General features: G+C 27.5%; 19 protein-coding genes, 1 pseudogene and 1 riboswitch. Of the genes and pseudogenes, 17 read left to right on the top strand and 3 right to left on the bottom strand.

The annotated features are described in order from the left end of the window. Nucleotides 1-17: 17 nt before the first annotated feature. Nucleotides 18-1,799, bottom strand: coding sequence for an alpha-amylase family glycosyl hydrolase (locus BN6774_RS14520; RefSeq protein WP_066895028.1), 1,782 nt, complete (start codon nucleotides 1,797-1,799; stop codon nucleotides 18-20). Nucleotides 1,800-2,091: 292 nt separating this feature from the next. Between BN6774_RS14520 and BN6774_RS14515 the strand changes: the two genes are divergently transcribed. The 15 genes from BN6774_RS14515 to BN6774_RS14445 all read left to right on the top strand — a co-directional run bounded on the left by BN6774_RS14515 (nucleotide 2,092) and on the right by BN6774_RS14445 (nucleotide 14,969). After that, nucleotides 2,092-2,571 carry a hypothetical protein gene (locus tag BN6774_RS14515; protein WP_066895026.1) on the top strand — a complete coding sequence of 160 codons (480 nt, stop codon included), beginning with the start codon at nucleotides 2,092-2,094 and terminating at the stop codon, nucleotides 2,569-2,571. Nucleotides 2,572-2,693: 122 nt separating this feature from the next. Continuing rightward, nucleotides 2,694-3,800, top strand: a complete 1,107-nt coding sequence (gene cobT / locus BN6774_RS14510; RefSeq protein ID WP_066895023.1) for a nicotinate-nucleotide--dimethylbenzimidazole phosphoribosyltransferase — start codon at nucleotides 2,694-2,696, stop codon at nucleotides 3,798-3,800. 15 nt (nucleotides 3,801-3,815) lie between these two features. After that, entirely contained in the window at nucleotides 3,816-4,379 is a 564-nt protein-coding gene (locus BN6774_RS14505; RefSeq protein WP_066895021.1) for a bifunctional adenosylcobinamide kinase/adenosylcobinamide-phosphate guanylyltransferase, read from the top strand. Further along, nucleotides 4,363-5,118, top strand: coding sequence for an adenosylcobinamide-GDP ribazoletransferase (locus BN6774_RS14500; RefSeq protein WP_066895019.1), 756 nt, complete (start codon nucleotides 4,363-4,365; stop codon nucleotides 5,116-5,118). Before BN6774_RS14505 ends, BN6774_RS14500 begins: the two co-directional genes overlap by 17 nt. Before the next feature lie 15 nt (nucleotides 5,119-5,133). Next, nucleotides 5,134-5,526, top strand: a complete 393-nt coding sequence (locus BN6774_RS14495; RefSeq protein ID WP_066895017.1) for a bifunctional adenosylcobinamide kinase/adenosylcobinamide-phosphate guanylyltransferase — start codon at nucleotides 5,134-5,136, stop codon at nucleotides 5,524-5,526. Further along, complete coding sequence (locus BN6774_RS14490; protein WP_066895015.1) at nucleotides 5,519-6,127, top strand: histidine phosphatase family protein; 609 nt, start codon at nucleotides 5,519-5,521, stop codon at nucleotides 6,125-6,127. Before BN6774_RS14495 ends, BN6774_RS14490 begins: the two co-directional genes overlap by 8 nt. A 17-nt stretch (nucleotides 6,128-6,144) precedes the next feature. Continuing rightward, on the top strand, nucleotides 6,145-7,077 hold the full coding sequence (locus tag BN6774_RS14485) for a cobalamin biosynthesis protein (RefSeq protein ID WP_066895012.1): 933 nt from the start codon (nucleotides 6,145-6,147) through the stop codon (nucleotides 7,075-7,077). An 11-nt stretch (nucleotides 7,078-7,088) separates the two neighbouring features. Then, nucleotides 7,089-8,162 carry a threonine-phosphate decarboxylase CobD gene (gene cobD, locus BN6774_RS14480; RefSeq protein ID WP_066895010.1) on the top strand — a complete coding sequence of 358 codons (1,074 nt, stop codon included), beginning with the start codon at nucleotides 7,089-7,091 and terminating at the stop codon, nucleotides 8,160-8,162. A 55-nt stretch (nucleotides 8,163-8,217) separates the two neighbouring features. Then, a riboswitch (cobalamin riboswitch) is annotated at nucleotides 8,218-8,393 on the top strand. Between the two features lie 166 nt (nucleotides 8,394-8,559). Next, entirely contained in the window at nucleotides 8,560-9,477 is a 918-nt protein-coding gene (locus tag BN6774_RS14475; protein ID WP_066895009.1) for an ABC transporter substrate-binding protein, read from the top strand. Beyond that, nucleotides 9,464-10,498 carry a FecCD family ABC transporter permease gene (locus BN6774_RS14470; RefSeq protein WP_066895007.1) on the top strand — a complete coding sequence of 345 codons (1,035 nt, stop codon included), beginning with the start codon at nucleotides 9,464-9,466 and terminating at the stop codon, nucleotides 10,496-10,498. The genes BN6774_RS14475 and BN6774_RS14470 overlap by 14 nt, the downstream gene beginning before the upstream one ends. Before the next feature lie 8 nt (nucleotides 10,499-10,506). Further along, nucleotides 10,507-11,262, top strand: a complete 756-nt coding sequence (locus tag BN6774_RS14465) for an ABC transporter ATP-binding protein (RefSeq protein ID WP_066895005.1) — start codon at nucleotides 10,507-10,509, stop codon at nucleotides 11,260-11,262. A gap of 10 nt (nucleotides 11,263-11,272) precedes the next feature. After that, complete coding sequence (locus BN6774_RS14460) at nucleotides 11,273-11,938, top strand: Dph6-related ATP pyrophosphatase (protein WP_066895003.1); 666 nt, start codon at nucleotides 11,273-11,275, stop codon at nucleotides 11,936-11,938. Next, nucleotides 11,931-13,424: a cobyric acid synthase gene (locus BN6774_RS14455; RefSeq protein ID WP_066895000.1), complete on the top strand. Its 1,494-nt coding sequence runs from the start codon at nucleotides 11,931-11,933 to the stop codon at nucleotides 13,422-13,424. Before BN6774_RS14460 ends, BN6774_RS14455 begins: the two co-directional genes overlap by 8 nt. A 103-nt stretch (nucleotides 13,425-13,527) precedes the next feature. Beyond that, on the top strand, nucleotides 13,528-14,235 hold the full coding sequence (locus tag BN6774_RS14450) for a phosphatase PAP2 family protein (protein ID WP_066894998.1): 708 nt from the start codon (nucleotides 13,528-13,530) through the stop codon (nucleotides 14,233-14,235). Nucleotides 14,236-14,420: 185 nt separating this feature from the next. Further along, nucleotides 14,421-14,969 carry an NADH peroxidase gene (locus BN6774_RS14445; protein ID WP_066894996.1) on the top strand — a complete coding sequence of 183 codons (549 nt, stop codon included), beginning with the start codon at nucleotides 14,421-14,423 and terminating at the stop codon, nucleotides 14,967-14,969. A 43-nt stretch (nucleotides 14,970-15,012) separates the two neighbouring features. Here the strand turns inward: BN6774_RS14445 and BN6774_RS14440 are convergent, their stop codons facing one another. Then, the gene (locus tag BN6774_RS14440; RefSeq protein WP_066894994.1) at nucleotides 15,013-15,477 is read right to left on the bottom strand and encodes a DMT family transporter; all 465 of its coding nucleotides are present in this window, start codon (nucleotides 15,475-15,477) and stop codon (nucleotides 15,013-15,015) included. Nucleotides 15,478-15,489: 12 nt separating this feature from the next. After that, nucleotides 15,490-15,912 carry a DMT family transporter gene (locus BN6774_RS14435; RefSeq protein WP_066894992.1) on the bottom strand — a complete coding sequence of 141 codons (423 nt, stop codon included), beginning with the start codon at nucleotides 15,910-15,912 and terminating at the stop codon, nucleotides 15,490-15,492. A gap of 116 nt (nucleotides 15,913-16,028) precedes the next feature. Between BN6774_RS14435 and BN6774_RS14430 the strand changes: the two genes are divergently transcribed. After that, nucleotides 16,029-16,715: a cyclic nucleotide-binding domain-containing protein gene (locus tag BN6774_RS14430; RefSeq protein WP_066894990.1), complete on the top strand. Its 687-nt coding sequence runs from the start codon at nucleotides 16,029-16,031 to the stop codon at nucleotides 16,713-16,715. Between the two features lie 416 nt (nucleotides 16,716-17,131). Beyond that, nucleotides 17,132-17,527, top strand: a pseudogene (locus BN6774_RS14420) (ferritin-like domain-containing protein); the annotation flags it as partial. Between the last annotated feature and the right edge of the window lie 29 nt (nucleotides 17,528-17,556).

Below are 17,556 nucleotides of genomic sequence, written 5' to 3'. Positions count from 1 at the left end.
AAAATGTGCCACAGCACTTATTTTACTTCTTCTAATAATACTACCCCATTTTTATCAGGTTTTACTGTTATTTTTCCGTTTTTTACAGTATATTTCTTATTAGTATAGAAATCTTTAATTTTTGTATTGTCTTCCCAAAGAGAAGAAACATCTATTTCACATTCATTAGTTACTTCAGTAGCTATAACTACCTTATCATTTATAGTATTTTTATCATAAGTTCTACAAAAGGTATAAGGAGAAGTTTGTATTATTTTATGTTCTCCAGCACCTATTGAAATATGTTTAGCTCTAAATTGTCCGATTTTTTGCCAATGAGATAAAGTATCCTTATCTAAACTATCCCAATTCATATCTGATCTAGAAGGTTGGTCCTTTGCTGTTGTTATAGTGTTAGTTGATGCTTTTCTATTTGATTCATCTCCATAATATATTTCTATTCCACCAGGAGATAACAAGAGTTTTGTACCAAGATTTATCGTATTTCCTCTAGTTAATCCTGTGTCATGAGAAGAAATATAACTTAAAACATTAAATTTATCATCACTATTTATTTTTTTAGCATATTCGGAATAGATTTCTTCAATATAATCTAAGTTATCACTTTTAGGAAACGTAAAATTAATAATAGAATCGAAGCCGTTGTTATAGTATTCATTTTTTTCTAAACCTTGTCCAAAAACCTCACCTGTCATCCAAAAATCATCACTCCAATTAGCACCAGCTTTATTTGGATTGTTTTCTCTCCAAGTTGATAAGGCTTTATTGCATTCATCTTTTAACTCTTTCCATCTATATATATCTATATGCTTTGCAGTATCACATCTAAATCCATCTATACCAAATTCTTCAACCCATGAAGACAACCATTTTATTATATAGGTTGACGGATCAACATTTAAGTTTGTTCTGTATTTTAAAGCAGAAGGAACTATCCAATCTTCATTATTTTCAGTATTATCTTTTTCCCATTTAGTTTTTAAAATTGGAGGAATATCAACTGCTTCCTTAGACTCTGTTTTAATATCGGGAAGTCCAGAAAGATTCATATTTATATCATTACTTCCTCCGGAAGTGTACCCTGGAAGCCCAGCTCTAATCCAATCCTTTCCCCACCATTTTGCCCATTCTTCTTCATGCCCATTATAATCTACAATAGTTTTATTGTAAGTATCATAGGTTTCACTATTACTAGGTTGCCAATTGGAAATATCAATTGATGAATTTTTTAATGGCTTAAAATCATAATCAGCCATATCTTGTAAGGTTGAATAACCAGTATGATTTATAACTACATCTAAAACAACCCTAATACCTTTAGAATGTGCAGTATCAACAAATTCTCTCATATCTTCTACAGTTCCCATATTTTTATCTATGGATGTCCAATCTAAAGTATAGTAGCCATGATAGCCATAATGAGCAAATGAGCCGGAATTATCACCAGATATAAAACCGTGAATTTGTTCCACAGGTGAAGTTATCCAAATAGCATTTATCCCCAAGTCATTAAAATACCCATCCTTTAATTTTTTTGTTAATCCTTTAAGATCACCACCATGAAAAGTACCATTTGTAGAACCCTTAGTATCAATAGATAGACGACCATAAGAGTTATTATTGGATTTATCACCATCATAAAATCTATCAGTCATAACAAAATAAAGAGATAGGTTGTCCCAAGAAAATGGTTTGTCTTCAAAACCGTTACTATTTTTATATAGATATTTAGTTAATATTGCTATAAAAGCTATTAGTATTATTGAAATTAATGGATAAATTATTTTCTTCTTTTTCATAAACTGCACCCCTTTAAGACCATTATAAGTTGAATTTAACATACATTAAAAAGGATAACAATTGTAAAGGTAAGTATAATAATATTTTTGGATATCAATACAAAAATGCTAATAATTTTTATATTAATCAATAAATATGCAATATAGGACTTTTGTCCTGTTATTTTATGACCTTTATATGGGAAGATAGGACTTTTAAATTACTAATATTCATACGAAAATATAAGTATAAGATAAATTGTTATAATTAGGGTAAATTTTAGGCTTAATGTAAAATTAAAGGAGGCTTAATATGGATTGTATTGAAATAGATGATATTCTATCAACTACAGTAGTATATGAAGATTTTTTTAATTATAGTGAGTTCTTTAAAATTTCTAGTGATAGTATTGATAAATTAAAAAAAATAGCGAATAAATATACAGATAGAGATAATACTTTTTATATAGATAATGAAGAAAGCATATATTTAAAAAAACATAATGATTTATATTCAAGGGAATTTATTTATAAATTTAAAGATTATGTTTCAATTAAGAATATAGTATATCCATTAGATGGAAATGATATTGTTAGTTGTGAAATTATAGATTTATCAGAGAATAAAGAAGTGAAAATTCTTCCTATTGATGTACATAAGGATATTAAAAATTTAGATATATTATTAAATAATAAATTCAAAGTTATAAAATTAAAAATTAAATGTAGAAATAATATATTTCCCAAAACTCAAGAAATAAAAATAATAAAAGATATATATGAAAACTTTTAGAGCTCATAGTTTAATTAATTTAGCTATGGGTTTTTTATTTTGTGGAAAAGATGGATTTATTGACTTTTAGTTAGAAATTAATATATTATAACAAAAAAAGAAGAAATTAATTAGGTGATTAAATGATATATAAAAGAGAAGTTTTTAATTTAATAAACAATATAGAAAAAGTAAATGAATTAGCAATATTAGAAGCTAAAAACAGAGTTGATTCTTTAGCTAAACCTTTGGGTAGTCTTGGAAAATTAGAGGATATATCCGTTAAGTTAGCTGGAATAACAGGAAAAATAAAAAATAATATAAATAAAAAATGTATTATTATTTTATCTTCTGATAATGGAGTAGTAGAAGAGGGAGTTTCATCAGCACCCCAATATGTCACTTTAGCTCAAACAATTAATTTTTCTAAGGGGCTTACTGGAGTTGCAGTTTTAGCAAAGGAAAATAATGCTGATTTATTTGTCGTTGATATTGGAGTTAATTGTGATGGAGAAATTCCTGGAGCTATAAATAAAAAAATAAGAAAAGGAACTTATAATATTGCAAAAGGTCCAGCTATGAGTTATGAGGAAGCTTTAAAGGCCATATATATTGGAATTGATATGGTTAGGGAAGTTAAAGAAAAAGGTTATGATATAGTTGGTGTTGGGGAAATGGGCATAGGAAACACAACTACCAGTAGTGCTGTTTTAGCTTCATTATTAAATTGTAATATTAATGATGTTGTAGGTAAAGGCGGAGGTCTTACAAAGGAAGCTTTTGAAAAGAAAAAAGATATTGTAAAAAGAGCTATAGAAATAAATTCACCTAAAATAGATGATCCAATTGATATAGTAGCTAAAGTTGGAGGCTTTGATTTAGCTGGAATGGTTGGGGTTTTTCTAGGCTGTGCTTATTATAAAGTGCCAGTAGTTATAGATGGTTTTATATCAGCAGTAGCAGCTTTAGTTGCAACAAGACTATGTCCATATGTTAGAGAATATTTGATTTCTTCCCACCTTTCTAAGGAGTTAGGATATATTATTGCTATGAATGAAATTGATTTAGAGCCTATGCTTAATTTAGATATGAGATTAGGAGAGGGAAGTGGATGCCCAATTGCCTTTTCTGTAGTTAGTTATGCCTGTGCTATGATGAATAATATGGCTACCTTTAGTGAAGCAGAAATAGATCCAAGTTATTTAGAAGAAGTTAGAGGCAAGGAAAATTATATAGTGGATACAAAGTAAAAGAGGTTAGAAATTATGATAATTTTATTAGTTGGTGGATCAAAAAGTGGAAAATCCATGGCTGGGCAAAGATATGCAAAAAGCTTATATAATGATAATGGGAACTTATATTATATTGCAACTATGAAGCCTTATGATAATGAAGATTTAAAAAGAATAGAAAACCATATAGAAGATAGGAGAGGTTGGGGGTTTATAACTATTGAAAAGGAAGTAAATATAAGTGAACTAGAAAATTCTATTAATAAAAATGATACTATATTAATTGATAGTATAACCTCTCTAGTAACTAATGAAATGTTTAAAGATAATAGTTTTATACCGAAGGTTAACGATAAAATATATTCGGAAATAGAAGTATTAACAAAGAAAATAAATAATGTAGTCATAGTTACAGATTATTTATTTAGTGATGGGATTATTTATGATGACTATACAGAGACCTTTAGAAGAGAAATTGGAAAGCTTAATATAGCTTTAGCTAAAATAGCAGATGTAGTTATTGAGTATTCCTTTAATAATGAAATAATTCATAAAGGTGAAAATTATGTGAGGGATTTAAATGAAAAATTTATTTAGTGGCTTTTTAATGGCGATAAGTATGTTTACTATAATACCAATGCCTTATAAAGCTTGGAGAGATGAAGCTGTTAAGCATATGATGAAGCTATATCCAATAGTTGGTTTAGTTGTTGGATTAATTAATTACCTTGTATATAGCATAGTAGATTATTTTAATTTATCTACTATTTTAATTGCTACTTTTACAATGATAACTCCATTTATTATAACTGGAATGTTACACTTAGATGGATATATGGATGTTTGTGATGCCTTATTATCTAGAAGAGATCAAAAGGAAAAAATAAGAATACTTAAAGATCCAAATACAGGTGCTTTTGCTGTTATATCTTTAGGAATTTTATTTCTTATAGATTTTGCAGCAACATATACATTAATTGATAGTAAAACTAATATTATTGGGATTATTTTAGTTCCTATTATATCAAGAAGTCTTATGGCAATTATGCTACTTAAAAAAGAGACCATGAAGGAAAGCTCTTTAGGCTCTTATTTTAAAAAGGGTACCGGGAAATTAGATATTTATATACTTTATGTGTTTTTAATAGCAGCTTCAATTTCAATGATTATTTTACTTAATGTAAAAGCTAGTTTAGTACCTATATTTATGATAATTTCTGCAATACTATCGGTAAATAAAAGTACAAAGGAACTTGGAGGAATGTCAGGGGATAGTGCAGGATATGGACTTGTAATAGCAGAAGTTGTTGGTATATTATGTTTATCTATTATATAGTTTGGAGTGAAATATATGATATTAGTATTTGGGGGAGCCTATAATGGAAAGTTAGACTTTGTAAAAGAAAAATTTAATATTTCGAATGATGATATTTTTAATGTTAACGATGATTTAAAAGATTTGAATATAGATTATTCAAAGAAGGTAATTAATAAATTTCATAAGCTTACATATAAATTTTCTTTAGAAAATAAGAATTTATTGCAATTTATTATTGAAAATAAAGAGTTATTTAAAGATAAAATAATTATTAGCGATGATATATCAGAAGGTATTGTTCCTTTAAAAAAAGAGGATAGAACATGGAGAGAAAGTAATGGAAAATGTCTTCAATATATAAGTAAAAACTCTAGTGAAGTTTTTAGAGTTTTTTGTGGAATACCAATGGTGATTAAAAGTGAGTAATATTATTATATATTTAATTCGTCATGGAAAAACCTTAGCAAATGAAAGAAAGTTATACTGTGGTAAAACGGATTTACCTTTAAGTGATATAGGAATTAAGGAAATTGAGAAATTAAAAAGCAAAATTGATTATCCAAACTGTGAAAAATATTTTACTAGTGGAGCAAAAAGAGCTAATGAAACTTTTAATATTTTATATGAAAATGAAAAATATATAGAGTTAAAAGGATTTTTTGAATATGATTTTGGTGACTTTGAAATGAAGTCTTATGAAGATTTAAAAGAAAATAAAGATTATATAAATTGGATAATGGATAACGAAGGCATAGTATCTTGTCCAAATGGTGAAAGTAAAAATACATATAAAAAAAGAATAAAAGAAGAATTTGAATCTTTTATAAGTACTATTAAAAAAGAAAATTTAAAAGATGTTTTAGTTGTTTCTCATGGAGGAACTATAGGAACCATATTAGAAGAATTTTATGATAATAGTAAGAATTTTTATAGCTGGCAACCAAAGTGTGGTGAAGGCTATAAAATTGTAGTAGAAATTTTAGAAGATAACTTTAAAATTAAAGAAGTTAAGGAATTAAAAAAATAGAAGTTAGGAAGAAGTAAATGAAAGAATTAACTATAGGTTTTTTATTAGATTTAATAATTGGTGATCCTCAAAATCCAATTCATCCTATTAGATTAATAGGAAGTTTATGTAGTAAGTTAGAATCTTTATTTAGAAGAATATTAAAGGAGTCATTAAAGTTAGCTGGATTATTAACTTGGATTTCTGTAGTTTTAATAGTTTTTTTAGTAAGTGAATTTATATTAAAGATTAGTTTTAGAACTAATTTTATTCTTGGAATAATAATTAGCGGCATAATGTTTTACTTCACTATATCAACAAAGGCTTTAAAGGTAGAGGGATTAAAGGTAATAAAATTTTTATTAAAGGAAGATATAGAAGGTGCAAGGAAGCAGCTTTCATATATAGTTGGAAGAGATACAAAATCCTTAGATAAAGAGGGGATTTTAAGGGCAGTAGTAGAAACTATTGCAGAAAATATGTCAGATGGAGTAGTTGCTCCAATATTTTATGTAGGTCTTTTTGGAGTTCCTTTTGCTTTTGTTTATAAGGCTGTAAATACAATGGATTCTATGTTTGGATATAAAAATGATAAATATAAGGAATTTGGATTTTTCCCAGCAAAGTTAGATGATGTATTTAATTTTATACCAGCGAGGCTTACAGGATATTTAATAGTACTAGCATCCTTTATATTAAAGATGGAATATAAAAATTCTTATAGGATTTATAAGAGAGATAAAAATAATCATAGTAGTCCAAATAGTGCACACCCAGAGGCAGCAGTTGCAGGAGCCTTAGGTTTAAGATTAGGTGGGGCAAATTATTACTTTGGTAAGTTAGTAGAAAAGCCAACTATTGGTGATGAATTAAAGAAAATAGAAATAAATGATGTATATAATACTAATAAAATTTTATATTTAGTAGCCTTTTTTAGTTATTTAATTTCTATGCTTTTAACTTTATTATAGGAGATTTTAATATGAGTAAAGCTGTTCATGGTGGAAATCTAGAAGAATTATCAAGAAAATTTAATTTAGATAAAGAAAAGTTAATAGATTTTTCAGCTAATATAAATCCATTAGGTGTAAATGAAAAAGTGAAAAAAGCTATTATTGATGCTTTAGATAAAGTAGAAAAATATCCTGATATTACTTATTATAATTTAAAATCTGCTATTGGTAACTTTGAAGATATTGATTATAGTAATTTAGTTCTAGGAAATGGTGCTGCTGAAATAATATTTAATTTAGTAAGAGCTGTAAATCCTAAAAAGGTGTTAATTCCAGCACCTACCTTTAGTGAATATGAAGAAGCTAGCTTAAGTGTAAATAGTAATATTGAATATTATTATTTAAAAGAAGAGAATGATTGGTCAATTGATAAGGATATTTTAAGCTTTATTAATGAAGATATAGATATAGTTTTTATTTGTAATCCTAATAATCCAACAGGAGTTATTACAAAAAAGGATATACTTTTAAGTATTATAGAAAAAGCAAAGGAAACTAAAACTATTGTGGCAATAGATGAATCATTTTTAGATTTTATAAAAAGTTCAGATAAGTATTCTTTAGTTAGTTTATTAAAGGATTATGATAATATTTTTATTATTAAATCTTTAACTAAGTTGTTTGCAATACCAGGCATTAGAATAGGATATGGAATATCTAATAATATGGATATTATAAATAAAATACAATCTATTTCTGTACCTTGGAATATAAATATTTTAGCAGAAGTAGCAGCTATAAATTCTTTAAATGATAAAGAGTATATTTCAAAATCTACAGCATATATTGAAGAAGAAAAAAAATATTTATTTAAAGAGTTATGTAAGTTTAATGATGTTAAGATATTTAAACCATCTGTTAATTTTATAATGTTTAAATTAAAAAAAGATATAGATTTAAAGTATGAATTAATGAAAAGAAATATTATTATAAGGAGTTGTAGCAACTATAATGGATTAGATAAAAACTATTATAGGATTGCAGTTAGAACTAGAGAAGAAAATGAAATATTTATAAATACTTTGAAAAAAGTCATAAGTTAGCATATTTAAATTGACAAATTATATCAATTGAAATATAATTTGTATTGAAAATTTAAGCTATATAACTATATTAGGTGCTTATTTTAAGCTTAATAGGGAATCAGGTATATTCCTGAGCTACCCCAGTAACCGTGAAATGGACGAAATCTGTTAATACCACTGCTTAATGCGGGAAGGTTAGAGAGTAGGATGAAGTAAAGCCGGGAGACCTGCCTTGTATGGGAAAACTATTATCTTCTGAGGGTGGGATAATGGGAATACTAGTATAGTTTTGAGTTGTATTTTATAACTTGAAATTATTTGAAAAGTATTTGGGCATACTCTTAGTATGTCTTTTTTGTTTTGTAAAAAATATTAATTTACAAAATAGCCCTAATTATAATTAGGAGGATTAATAATGAAAAAAAGAAGTAAAATTCTATCAGTAGTATTTGCTATGATGTTTTCCTTAGCATTATTTGCAGGATGTAGTAGTACTACAAAAACAATGACAGACAGAGAAGGTAATGAATTTACTTTACCTAAGAAAGTTGAAAAAATCATATCAACTGCACCGTCTAACACAGAGGTGCTAGTTGCTTTAGGACTTTCTGATAAGTTAGTTGCAATAGACAAGTATTCAGCAGATGTAGAAGGTGTTAATACTGATTTACCACAAATTGATTTTAGAAATCCAGATGCAGAAACTTTAATTTCTTTAGAACCAGATTTAATTATTGCATCAGGACATAATAAAGCTGGAGAAGAAGATCCATTCCAATTAGTTAAGGATGCTGGAATTCCAGTTGTATATATTCCAAGTAGCTATAGCATAGATGGAATATACGGAGATATCAATTTTATCGCTGAAATAACAAAAACAGAAAAGCAAGGAAAAGAAATAGTTGAAAATATGAAAAAGGAAGTTGAAGAAATAAGAGCTGTAGGAGAAAAGATAACTAATAAGAAAAAAGTATATTTCGAAATTGGTTCAACTCCATCTTTATTTAGCTGTGGTAAAGATACTTTCTTGAATGAAATGATTCAAATAATAGGTGCAGAAAATATATTTGCAAATGAAGATTCATGGATATCACCTACTCCAGAAGCAGTAATTTCTGCAAATCCAGATGTAATATTAACAAATGTGCCAGATATTAATGGAGTTAAGGCTGTTGATGAAATAAAGAATCGTGAAGGTTGGGATAGTGTAACGGCAGTTAAAGAAGGACAAATTTATAGCGTTGATAAAAATGCTTCAGCAAGACCTTCACAAAATGTTATAAAAGCATTAAAGGAAATGGCTAAGGCTGTTTATCCAAATGAGTATAAATAGAGATAAAAAAAATAAAGCATTGATGATACTATCGCTAGGATTAGTATTTTTAATAATTTGTATTGGAACTTCCATAGGAAGTTCCAATATTAGCATTATAGATATTATTTCTATAATTTCACATAAATTATTTAATACTGGTTTATTAGAAGGAATAGAAGCAAAGGATGTTTCAATAATATGGAACATAAGATTACCTAGAGTTTTGTTAGCTTTTTGTGTTGGGGGAGCTTTAGCAGCCAGTGGAGCTGTTGTTCAATCGATATTAAAAAATCCATTAGCGTCCCCGTATACATTAGGAGTATCATCAGGAGCATCACTAGGAGTAGGGCTTTTAGTTGTTTCAGGAGTGACTATCCCCTTCCTTGGAAACTTTTCATTACCCCTAGTTGGATTTTTATGTAGTTTGCTTACCATGATTATAGTTTTATTATTTGCTAATAAAGTTGATAAGGAATTATCCAATACAACAATAATTTTGACAGGAATGGTTTTTTCCTTATTTTTTAATGCTGCATTAACTACACTGACAGCTCTTTTCACAAAGAAAATGGAAGCTATAACCTTATGGCAAATGGGGTCATTTTCTATGAGAGGGTGGAGCTATCTTAAAGCAGGAATTCCTTTTTTCTTAGTTGGATCAATAGGAATTATGGCTTTTGTTAAAGAAATGGATGTACTAACTTTTGGAGAAGAACAAGCAAAAGCAATAGGAGTAGAAGCAGAAAAAGTTAAAAAATATCTTTTCTTATTTGTGGCAATATTAACTGGAGCTGCTGTTGCTATAAGTGGAACCATAGGTTTTGTAGATTTAATTGCTCCTCACCTTGTAAGAAAAGTTTTTGGATCAAAACACTCTTATGTTATTCCTATGTCTGTTGTTTTTGGAGGATGCCTTATGGTGATTACAGATTTAATTTCTAGAACTATTATAGTACCTTCAGAACTTCCAGTAGGAGCTGTAACAGCTATAATAGGAGCTCCATTCTTTGCATATCTATACTTTAAAAAGTCAAAGTAGGTGATTAAATGTTAGAGATTAAAAATATATATTGTGGTTATAATGGAGAAAATGTTGTAAAAGATGTTAGCTTTAAAGTAGATAGAGGAGAAAATATTTGTATAGTTGGCCCAAATGGATGTGGCAAAAGTACTTTATTAAAATCTATATCCAATTTAATTTCTTTTGAAGGAAATGTATTGTTAGATGGAAAAAATATAAAAACTTTAAAAAGAAAAGAATTAGCAACTAAGGTTTCTTTAATGACTCAAAATTCAAATATATTATTCCCATACACCATATTTGAGACAGTTGCATTAGGAAGATATGCTCATTTAAATGGTTTATTCTCAAAGCTAAGTAAAAGGGATGAAGATATAATAAATAAAAGTTTAGATAAAGTTGGTCTTTTAGATATTAAAGATAAACTTATAAGTGAGTTATCAGGAGGCCAACTTCAAAGAGTTTTCTTAGCAAGATCATTTGCTCAAGATCCAGATGTGATTTTGTTAGATGAACCTACTAACCATCTAGATTTAAGATGTCAAATAGAAATATTAGATTATCTTAAAGTTTGGGCAAAAGAAAATAATAAGATAATAGTTGCAGTTTTACATGATTTAAATTTAGTTCAAAACTTTGCTGATAAAGTATTAATGCTGAAGGATGGTTCTATAATAAATAATGGGGATACTAAGGAAGTACTAAATGGAGAAGATTTAGAGAAGGTTTATGGAATTGATATTAAGGCATTTATGGTAAAAACATTAAGAAAGTGGAGTTAGGAGGAAAGTTATGAGTAAAAAATTTGTAATGTCATATAGTTGTGGAAAAGATAGTACATTAGCTTTATATAGAATGATAGAATCAGGACATAAACCTGTTGCATTACTTATTACAGTAGATAAGAAAGTATTAAGAACTTGGTTTCATGGAGTTCCTGAAGAGTTACTACAAGAAGTTTCAAAATCATTGAATATACCATTATTATTAGTTAAATGCGAAGGTGAAGAATACAAAAATGCATTTAGTAAGGCTTTAAATAAGGCGAAAAAAGAGCTGGGTGCTGAAGCTTGTGTATTTGGAGATATTGATTTAGAAGCTCATAGAGTATGGTGTACAGAAAGATGTGATGAAGCTAATATGGAGGCAATTTTCCCATTATGGCTAGAAGGAAGAGAAAAATTAACTTTTGAATTTATAGATACTGGTTTTAAGACAGTAATTAAAAATGTAAGATTAGATGTGCTATCTACAGACTTTTTAGGCAAGCAATTAACAAAGCCAGTAGTAGAAGATATAGTGAAAGCTGGTTCAGATGCATGTGGAGAAAATGGAGAATATCATACTTTTGTTTTTGATGGACCATTATTTAAATATCCAATTAAATTTAAAGAAAATGGAATTATTACTAATGATACACATGGATTTTTGGATATTGTAGGTGTTATTAATGAGTAAAAGCATTATGGTTTTAGGAACAGCTTCATCTGTTGGGAAAAGTACTATTGCAACGGCTTTTTGTAGATACTTTAAAAATAAAGGGATGAAAGTTGCTCCTTTTAAAGCTCTAAATATTTCTTTAAACTCCTTCGTAACAGAGGATGGTCTTGAAATGGGAAGAGCTCAGGTCGTTCAAGCAGAGGCTTGTGAAATAAAACCTAGAGCTTGGATGAATCCAGTTCTTTTGAAGCCAAGTGGAAATATGAAAACTCAAGTTATTGTAAATGGAAAAGTAAAGTGTAATATTGATTCATATAAATATAAAGAGTTAAATAAGGAGTTAAAAGAAGTAGTTAAGGAAACATATGATGAAATTTCAAAAGATTATAATTTAGTAGTTTTAGAAGGATCAGGAAGCTGCGCAGAGATAAACTTAAAGGAAAGCGATATAGCTAACATGTATATGGCTAAGGCTTCAAATTCTCCTGTTATTTTAGTTGCAGATATTGATAGAGGTGGAGTATTTGCATCAGTAGTAGGAACCATAGCTCTTTTAGATAGTGAAGAAAGAGAAAGAGTAAAGGGAATAATTATAAATAAATTTAGAGGAAGTATTGAATCTTTTAAGCCTGCAATGAAGCAATTAGAAGAAATTATTAATATCCCTGTTTTAGGTACAATGCCTTATTATGATTTAGACATAGAAGATGAAGATAGTGTAACAGAAATAATTAATAATAAGAATAAAGAAAAAAATGGACTAGATGTTGTGGTAATTAGATTACCCTATATGTCAAATTTTACAGATTTTAATTCGTTAAGTAGATTAGATGAAATAAACTTAAGGTATGTTGATAATGAAAAAGAAATAGGAAATCCTAATTTGCTTATAATACCTGGTAGTAAAAATACCATAGAAGATTTAAAGTTTTTAAAGAAGAGGGGGATATATTCTAAGATTGTTGAACTAGAAAAGATTAATACAGTTATTTTAGGGATTTGTGGTGGATATCAAATTCTTGGAGAAAGTATTGAAGATGAACTAGGAATTGAGGGGGATGTAAGATCTGAAAAAGGATTTGGATTTTTACCTATAAAAACAGTTTTTAATAAGGAAAAGGTTACTAAGCAGTCTAGAGGAGAAGTTGTATCTAAAAAAATAAAAGAGTTTTTTAATATAGAAGTATCAGGTTATGAAATACATAATGGAAAAACTTTTATAAGTAATGAAGAAAATATATTTATAAGATTAAATAATAATGAAGTGGCAGGAGCTATAAATAATAAGGGAAATGTTCTAGGTACATATTTGCATGGAATATTTGATGAGAATGATTTTCTAACTTGTTTTATAAATTATTTATTAAATAACAATCATATGTATAAAACTAACAGTAAAATAATATCTTATAAAGAGTATAAATTAAATGAACTAGATAAGTTAGCTAGACTGTTAGAAGAAAATATAGATATGAAAAAGGTAGAAGAAATTCTTAAGAAATAACAAGGAATCTTATAAAATTCTTAATAATGAACCATTTAAGGCACAATATAATTTTTATATTGTAAAATATATATATAGTTTTTATTTATAGGGGGAAGTTTATATGGGAAGTGTTTTTAAGAATTTTATTTTTAAGCATGGCTTAAATGAAGTAAAATGGGTAGATTTAACTTGGTTAATAATATTGCCAATAATTAATCTTAACTATATTATAGCAGGTTCTTTAGCTGAAAGTGGTAAAAATATTTCATTAACATTAGATAAAGAAATTCCTTTTATATCAATGTTTATTTTTCCTTATATATATTGGTATATTTTTATTTTATTAGGATTAGTTTTTATTTTATCTAAGAGTAGAAAAAGGTATTTAAGAGCACTTTTAGCTATATATATAGGAATGTGCATTTGTTATTTATTTTACTATTTATATCCTGTAGAAATATCAAGACCAGTAGTAGCAAATACAACAATATCAAATAAATTAGTTAATATTATATATGAAAATGATAGACCTTTTAATTGTTTTCCTTCTATACATGTTTTAAACACATATATAATTATGAGGTTTACTAAATTTAAAGATAATAATAAATGGTTTTACTATACAAGTATTACAGGGATTTTAATAATTTTATCTACATTATTCATAAAGCAACATTTTATCTTAGATGGAGTTGTAGCAATAATATTAGCAGAGGTAGTAATATTAGTATCAAAGAAAATAGAGGATAAATATATAGAAAGTATATTGAAGATACCATATAAGATTTTTGATAGGGTAAGAAATAATAGTGATATTCCAATAAATTAGAAATTATAAATAAAGTGAAGATAAGAGCAAATAGTATTACTCTTATCTTTTATATTTAATATTGGATTATAAATTTTTTTAGAAATTTGAGAAAAACTATTTACAACTAATAATAATTATTATATAATAAATACATCGAATGAAATAAAAATATAAATTGATGTGGAAATTAGGAGGATTTAATTATGAAGAAATTTGTTTGTACAGTATGTGGATACGTTCATGAAGGAGATAGCGCACCAGAAGTATGTCCAGTATGTAAAGTTGGAGCTGATAAGTTCGTAGAACAAACTGGAGATTTAAAGTGGGCTGATGAACATAGAGTAGGAGTAGCTAAAGATGTAGATCCAAGAATTATGGAAGGATTACAAGCTAACTTCGTAGGAGAATGTACAGAAGTAGGAATGTACTTAGCAATGTCAAGACAAGCTGATAGAGAAGGATTCCCAGAAGTTGCAGAAGCATATAAGAGAATAGCATTTGAAGAAGCAGAACATGCTGCAAAATTTGCTGAACTTATCGGAGAAGTAGTTGTAGCTGATACAAAAGCTAACTTACAAGCTAGAGTTGATGCAGAACACGGCGCTTGCCAAGGTAAGAAAGATTTAGCTACATTAGCTAAGCAATTAAACTTAGATGCAATCCATGACACAGTTCATGAAATGTGTAAAGATGAAGCTAGACATGGACAAGCTTTCAAGGGATTATTAGATAGATACTTTGGACAAAACTAGTATTTATATATAGGGGTATAGTACAGATTGTACTATACCCCTTTTAGTTTTCTGATATAGATTTTAAATAATTATTTTTATCTAAAAGCATATTATAAGATAGACCTATAAGTATAAATACTCCCCCTATTATTTTACTCTTAGAAACGCCGTTATTAGAAAAATAGTCTATAAAAATGCCTATAGAAAGCTGTCCGATAAAAACTAATAAGGATAAGGAAAAAGAAGAAACCCTAGGTATAGTATAGTTTGAAAGTACAACAACTAATATTCCTATTATACCGCCAAAATATGAATAAATAGGGATAGTATAATAGTTATTTAAATCTATATTTACATAGTCTTTAGTAATTAATAAAAGTACGAAAGAAGTAACAAGGCCAGTAAAGTAATTAATGAAAGTTCCTTGTAGTGTACCAATTTCTTCTGCTATTATAGAGTTGAAAATTCTTGAAATAACTACTGAAACTCCAGCGAGTACAGCTAATAAAATATAAAAATAAAACATAAATCCTCCTTTTTAAAACAATGCCATAATTGTAATTCCAACCATTATCATTGAAATTCCTAAAAGCTTCCTCTTTTCAAATTTTATTCTTCTCATTTTAATTAAACCAAAGGAATCTATAATAAGAGATGAAATAGTCTGCCCTAATAATCCAAGGGAGATTGTTAATGATGCACCTAAGTTAGTAAAACTTAAGTTATTAAGTAAAACTGTAAATACACCTATAATGCCTGCACTATAAAATATTAGTGATATGTTGGGTGAAACTTTAATTTTATATTTCTTTATAAGAAATATAAAAGATAAAATTATGATACCAACAAGATGAATTACAAATGTAGAAGAGTAATTTCCAATATAGTTAGATAAAATACCATTGAAACTTATCATTATAGTTATTAAAATACCAGTTAATAAAGATAAAAAATTATACATTTCTTTCCTCCATAATCTTTTAATATTAATTTATCATAAAGTAATTAAATTCTATTATGACATATGTCATAATAGATAAGTAAAGTGAAAAATATTAAGTTATTATAGGAGTTAATATGTATAAAGTAAAGGATTTAGATTTATTAGATAGGTATATTTCTATTCATAATTTAGAGAATATATTTAGTGGCTATATTAGAGAAAATTTAGAGGTGCTTTTTTACGATGAAAAGGAGTTAATAGTAAAAGAGGGGGAAGAGATTACTCACCTTATGTTCTTTGTAGAAGGAAAAGCTAAGATTTATATGACTCTTAGAAATGGAAGAGTACTTTTATTAGATTTTTATAAGGAGCTAGATACCATGGGTGATCTAGAGTTAGTAACTAATGATGTTGCTACTTGTAATGTAGAAACCATTGAACCTTGTATTTGTATAGGAATACCTATAAAATTTTTAAAAAATAATTATGAGAAGGATATAAATTTAATGAATTTTTTATCTAGTGCTTTAGCTAAAAAACTAAAAAGATCTTCTAAAAACTCAACTATTAACTTACTTTATCCATTAGAAAATAGGGTAGCTAGTTATATAATTTCTATAGGAATTAATAAAGAAAGTAAATCTTTTAAATTTGATGAAACCTTAATGATTATTTCCGAGCTTTTAGGTGCAAGCTATAGACATTTATTAAGAACCTTAAATAAATTATGTGAGAAAGGAATACTTTATAAAGAAGAGGATTACTATATTATTTTAGATTATCATAAACTTGAAGAATTATCAGCAGATATATATAGATAAATTATTAATATATAGTTTACAGAATTTATATATTTAAGAATTTTACATATGATATAATTAATATATTATTTGTAGGAGGCAAGAATTACATATGAAGATGAAAAAGGTAGCAACAATTATTACAATAGTAGCATTAACAATAGGTTTAGCAGGATGTACTAGCGGAGTGAAATTACCAGAGGGTGATGTTAAGATAGTAAATCAAGAAGTACAAGGAGTAATAGAATTATTATTACAATCAACTAATTATGGCAAAGATAAGAGTACTGTAGCATCTTTAGTATTACCGAAGGATTCAAAATATAATATAAGTTTATTTACTGAAAAATATATAAATGGTGAATTAAAAGAAACAAAGGAAATAGCTAATTACTCTACTGAGACAATAGAGAAGGATTCTATTATTCATGTTATANGATGTAGATCCAAGAATTATGGAAGGATTACAAGCTAACTTCGTAGGAGAATGTACAGAAGTAGGAATGTACTTAGCAATGTCAAGACAAGCTGATAGAGAAGGATTCCCAGAAGTTGCAGAAGCATATAAGAGAATAGCATTTGAAGAAGCAGAACATGCTGCAAAATTTGCTGAACTTATCGGAGAAGTAGTTGTAGCTGATACAAAAGCTAACTTACAAGCTAGAGTTGATGCAGAACACGGCGCTTGCCAAGGTAAGAAAGATTTAGCTACATTAGCTAAGCAATTAAACTTAGATGCAATCCATGACACAGTTCATGAAATGTGTAAAGATGAAGCTAGACATGGACAAGCTTTCAAGGGATTATTAGATAGATACTTTGGACAAAACTAGTATTTATATATAGGGGTATAGTACAGATT

The organism is Clostridium nigeriense (assembly GCF_900086595.1).
Lineage (GTDB): Bacteria > Bacillota > Clostridia > Clostridiales > Clostridiaceae > Clostridium > Clostridium nigeriense.
The sequence above is the reverse complement of the archived record's forward strand: the minus strand, read 5'-3'. Positions and strand labels throughout refer to the sequence as shown.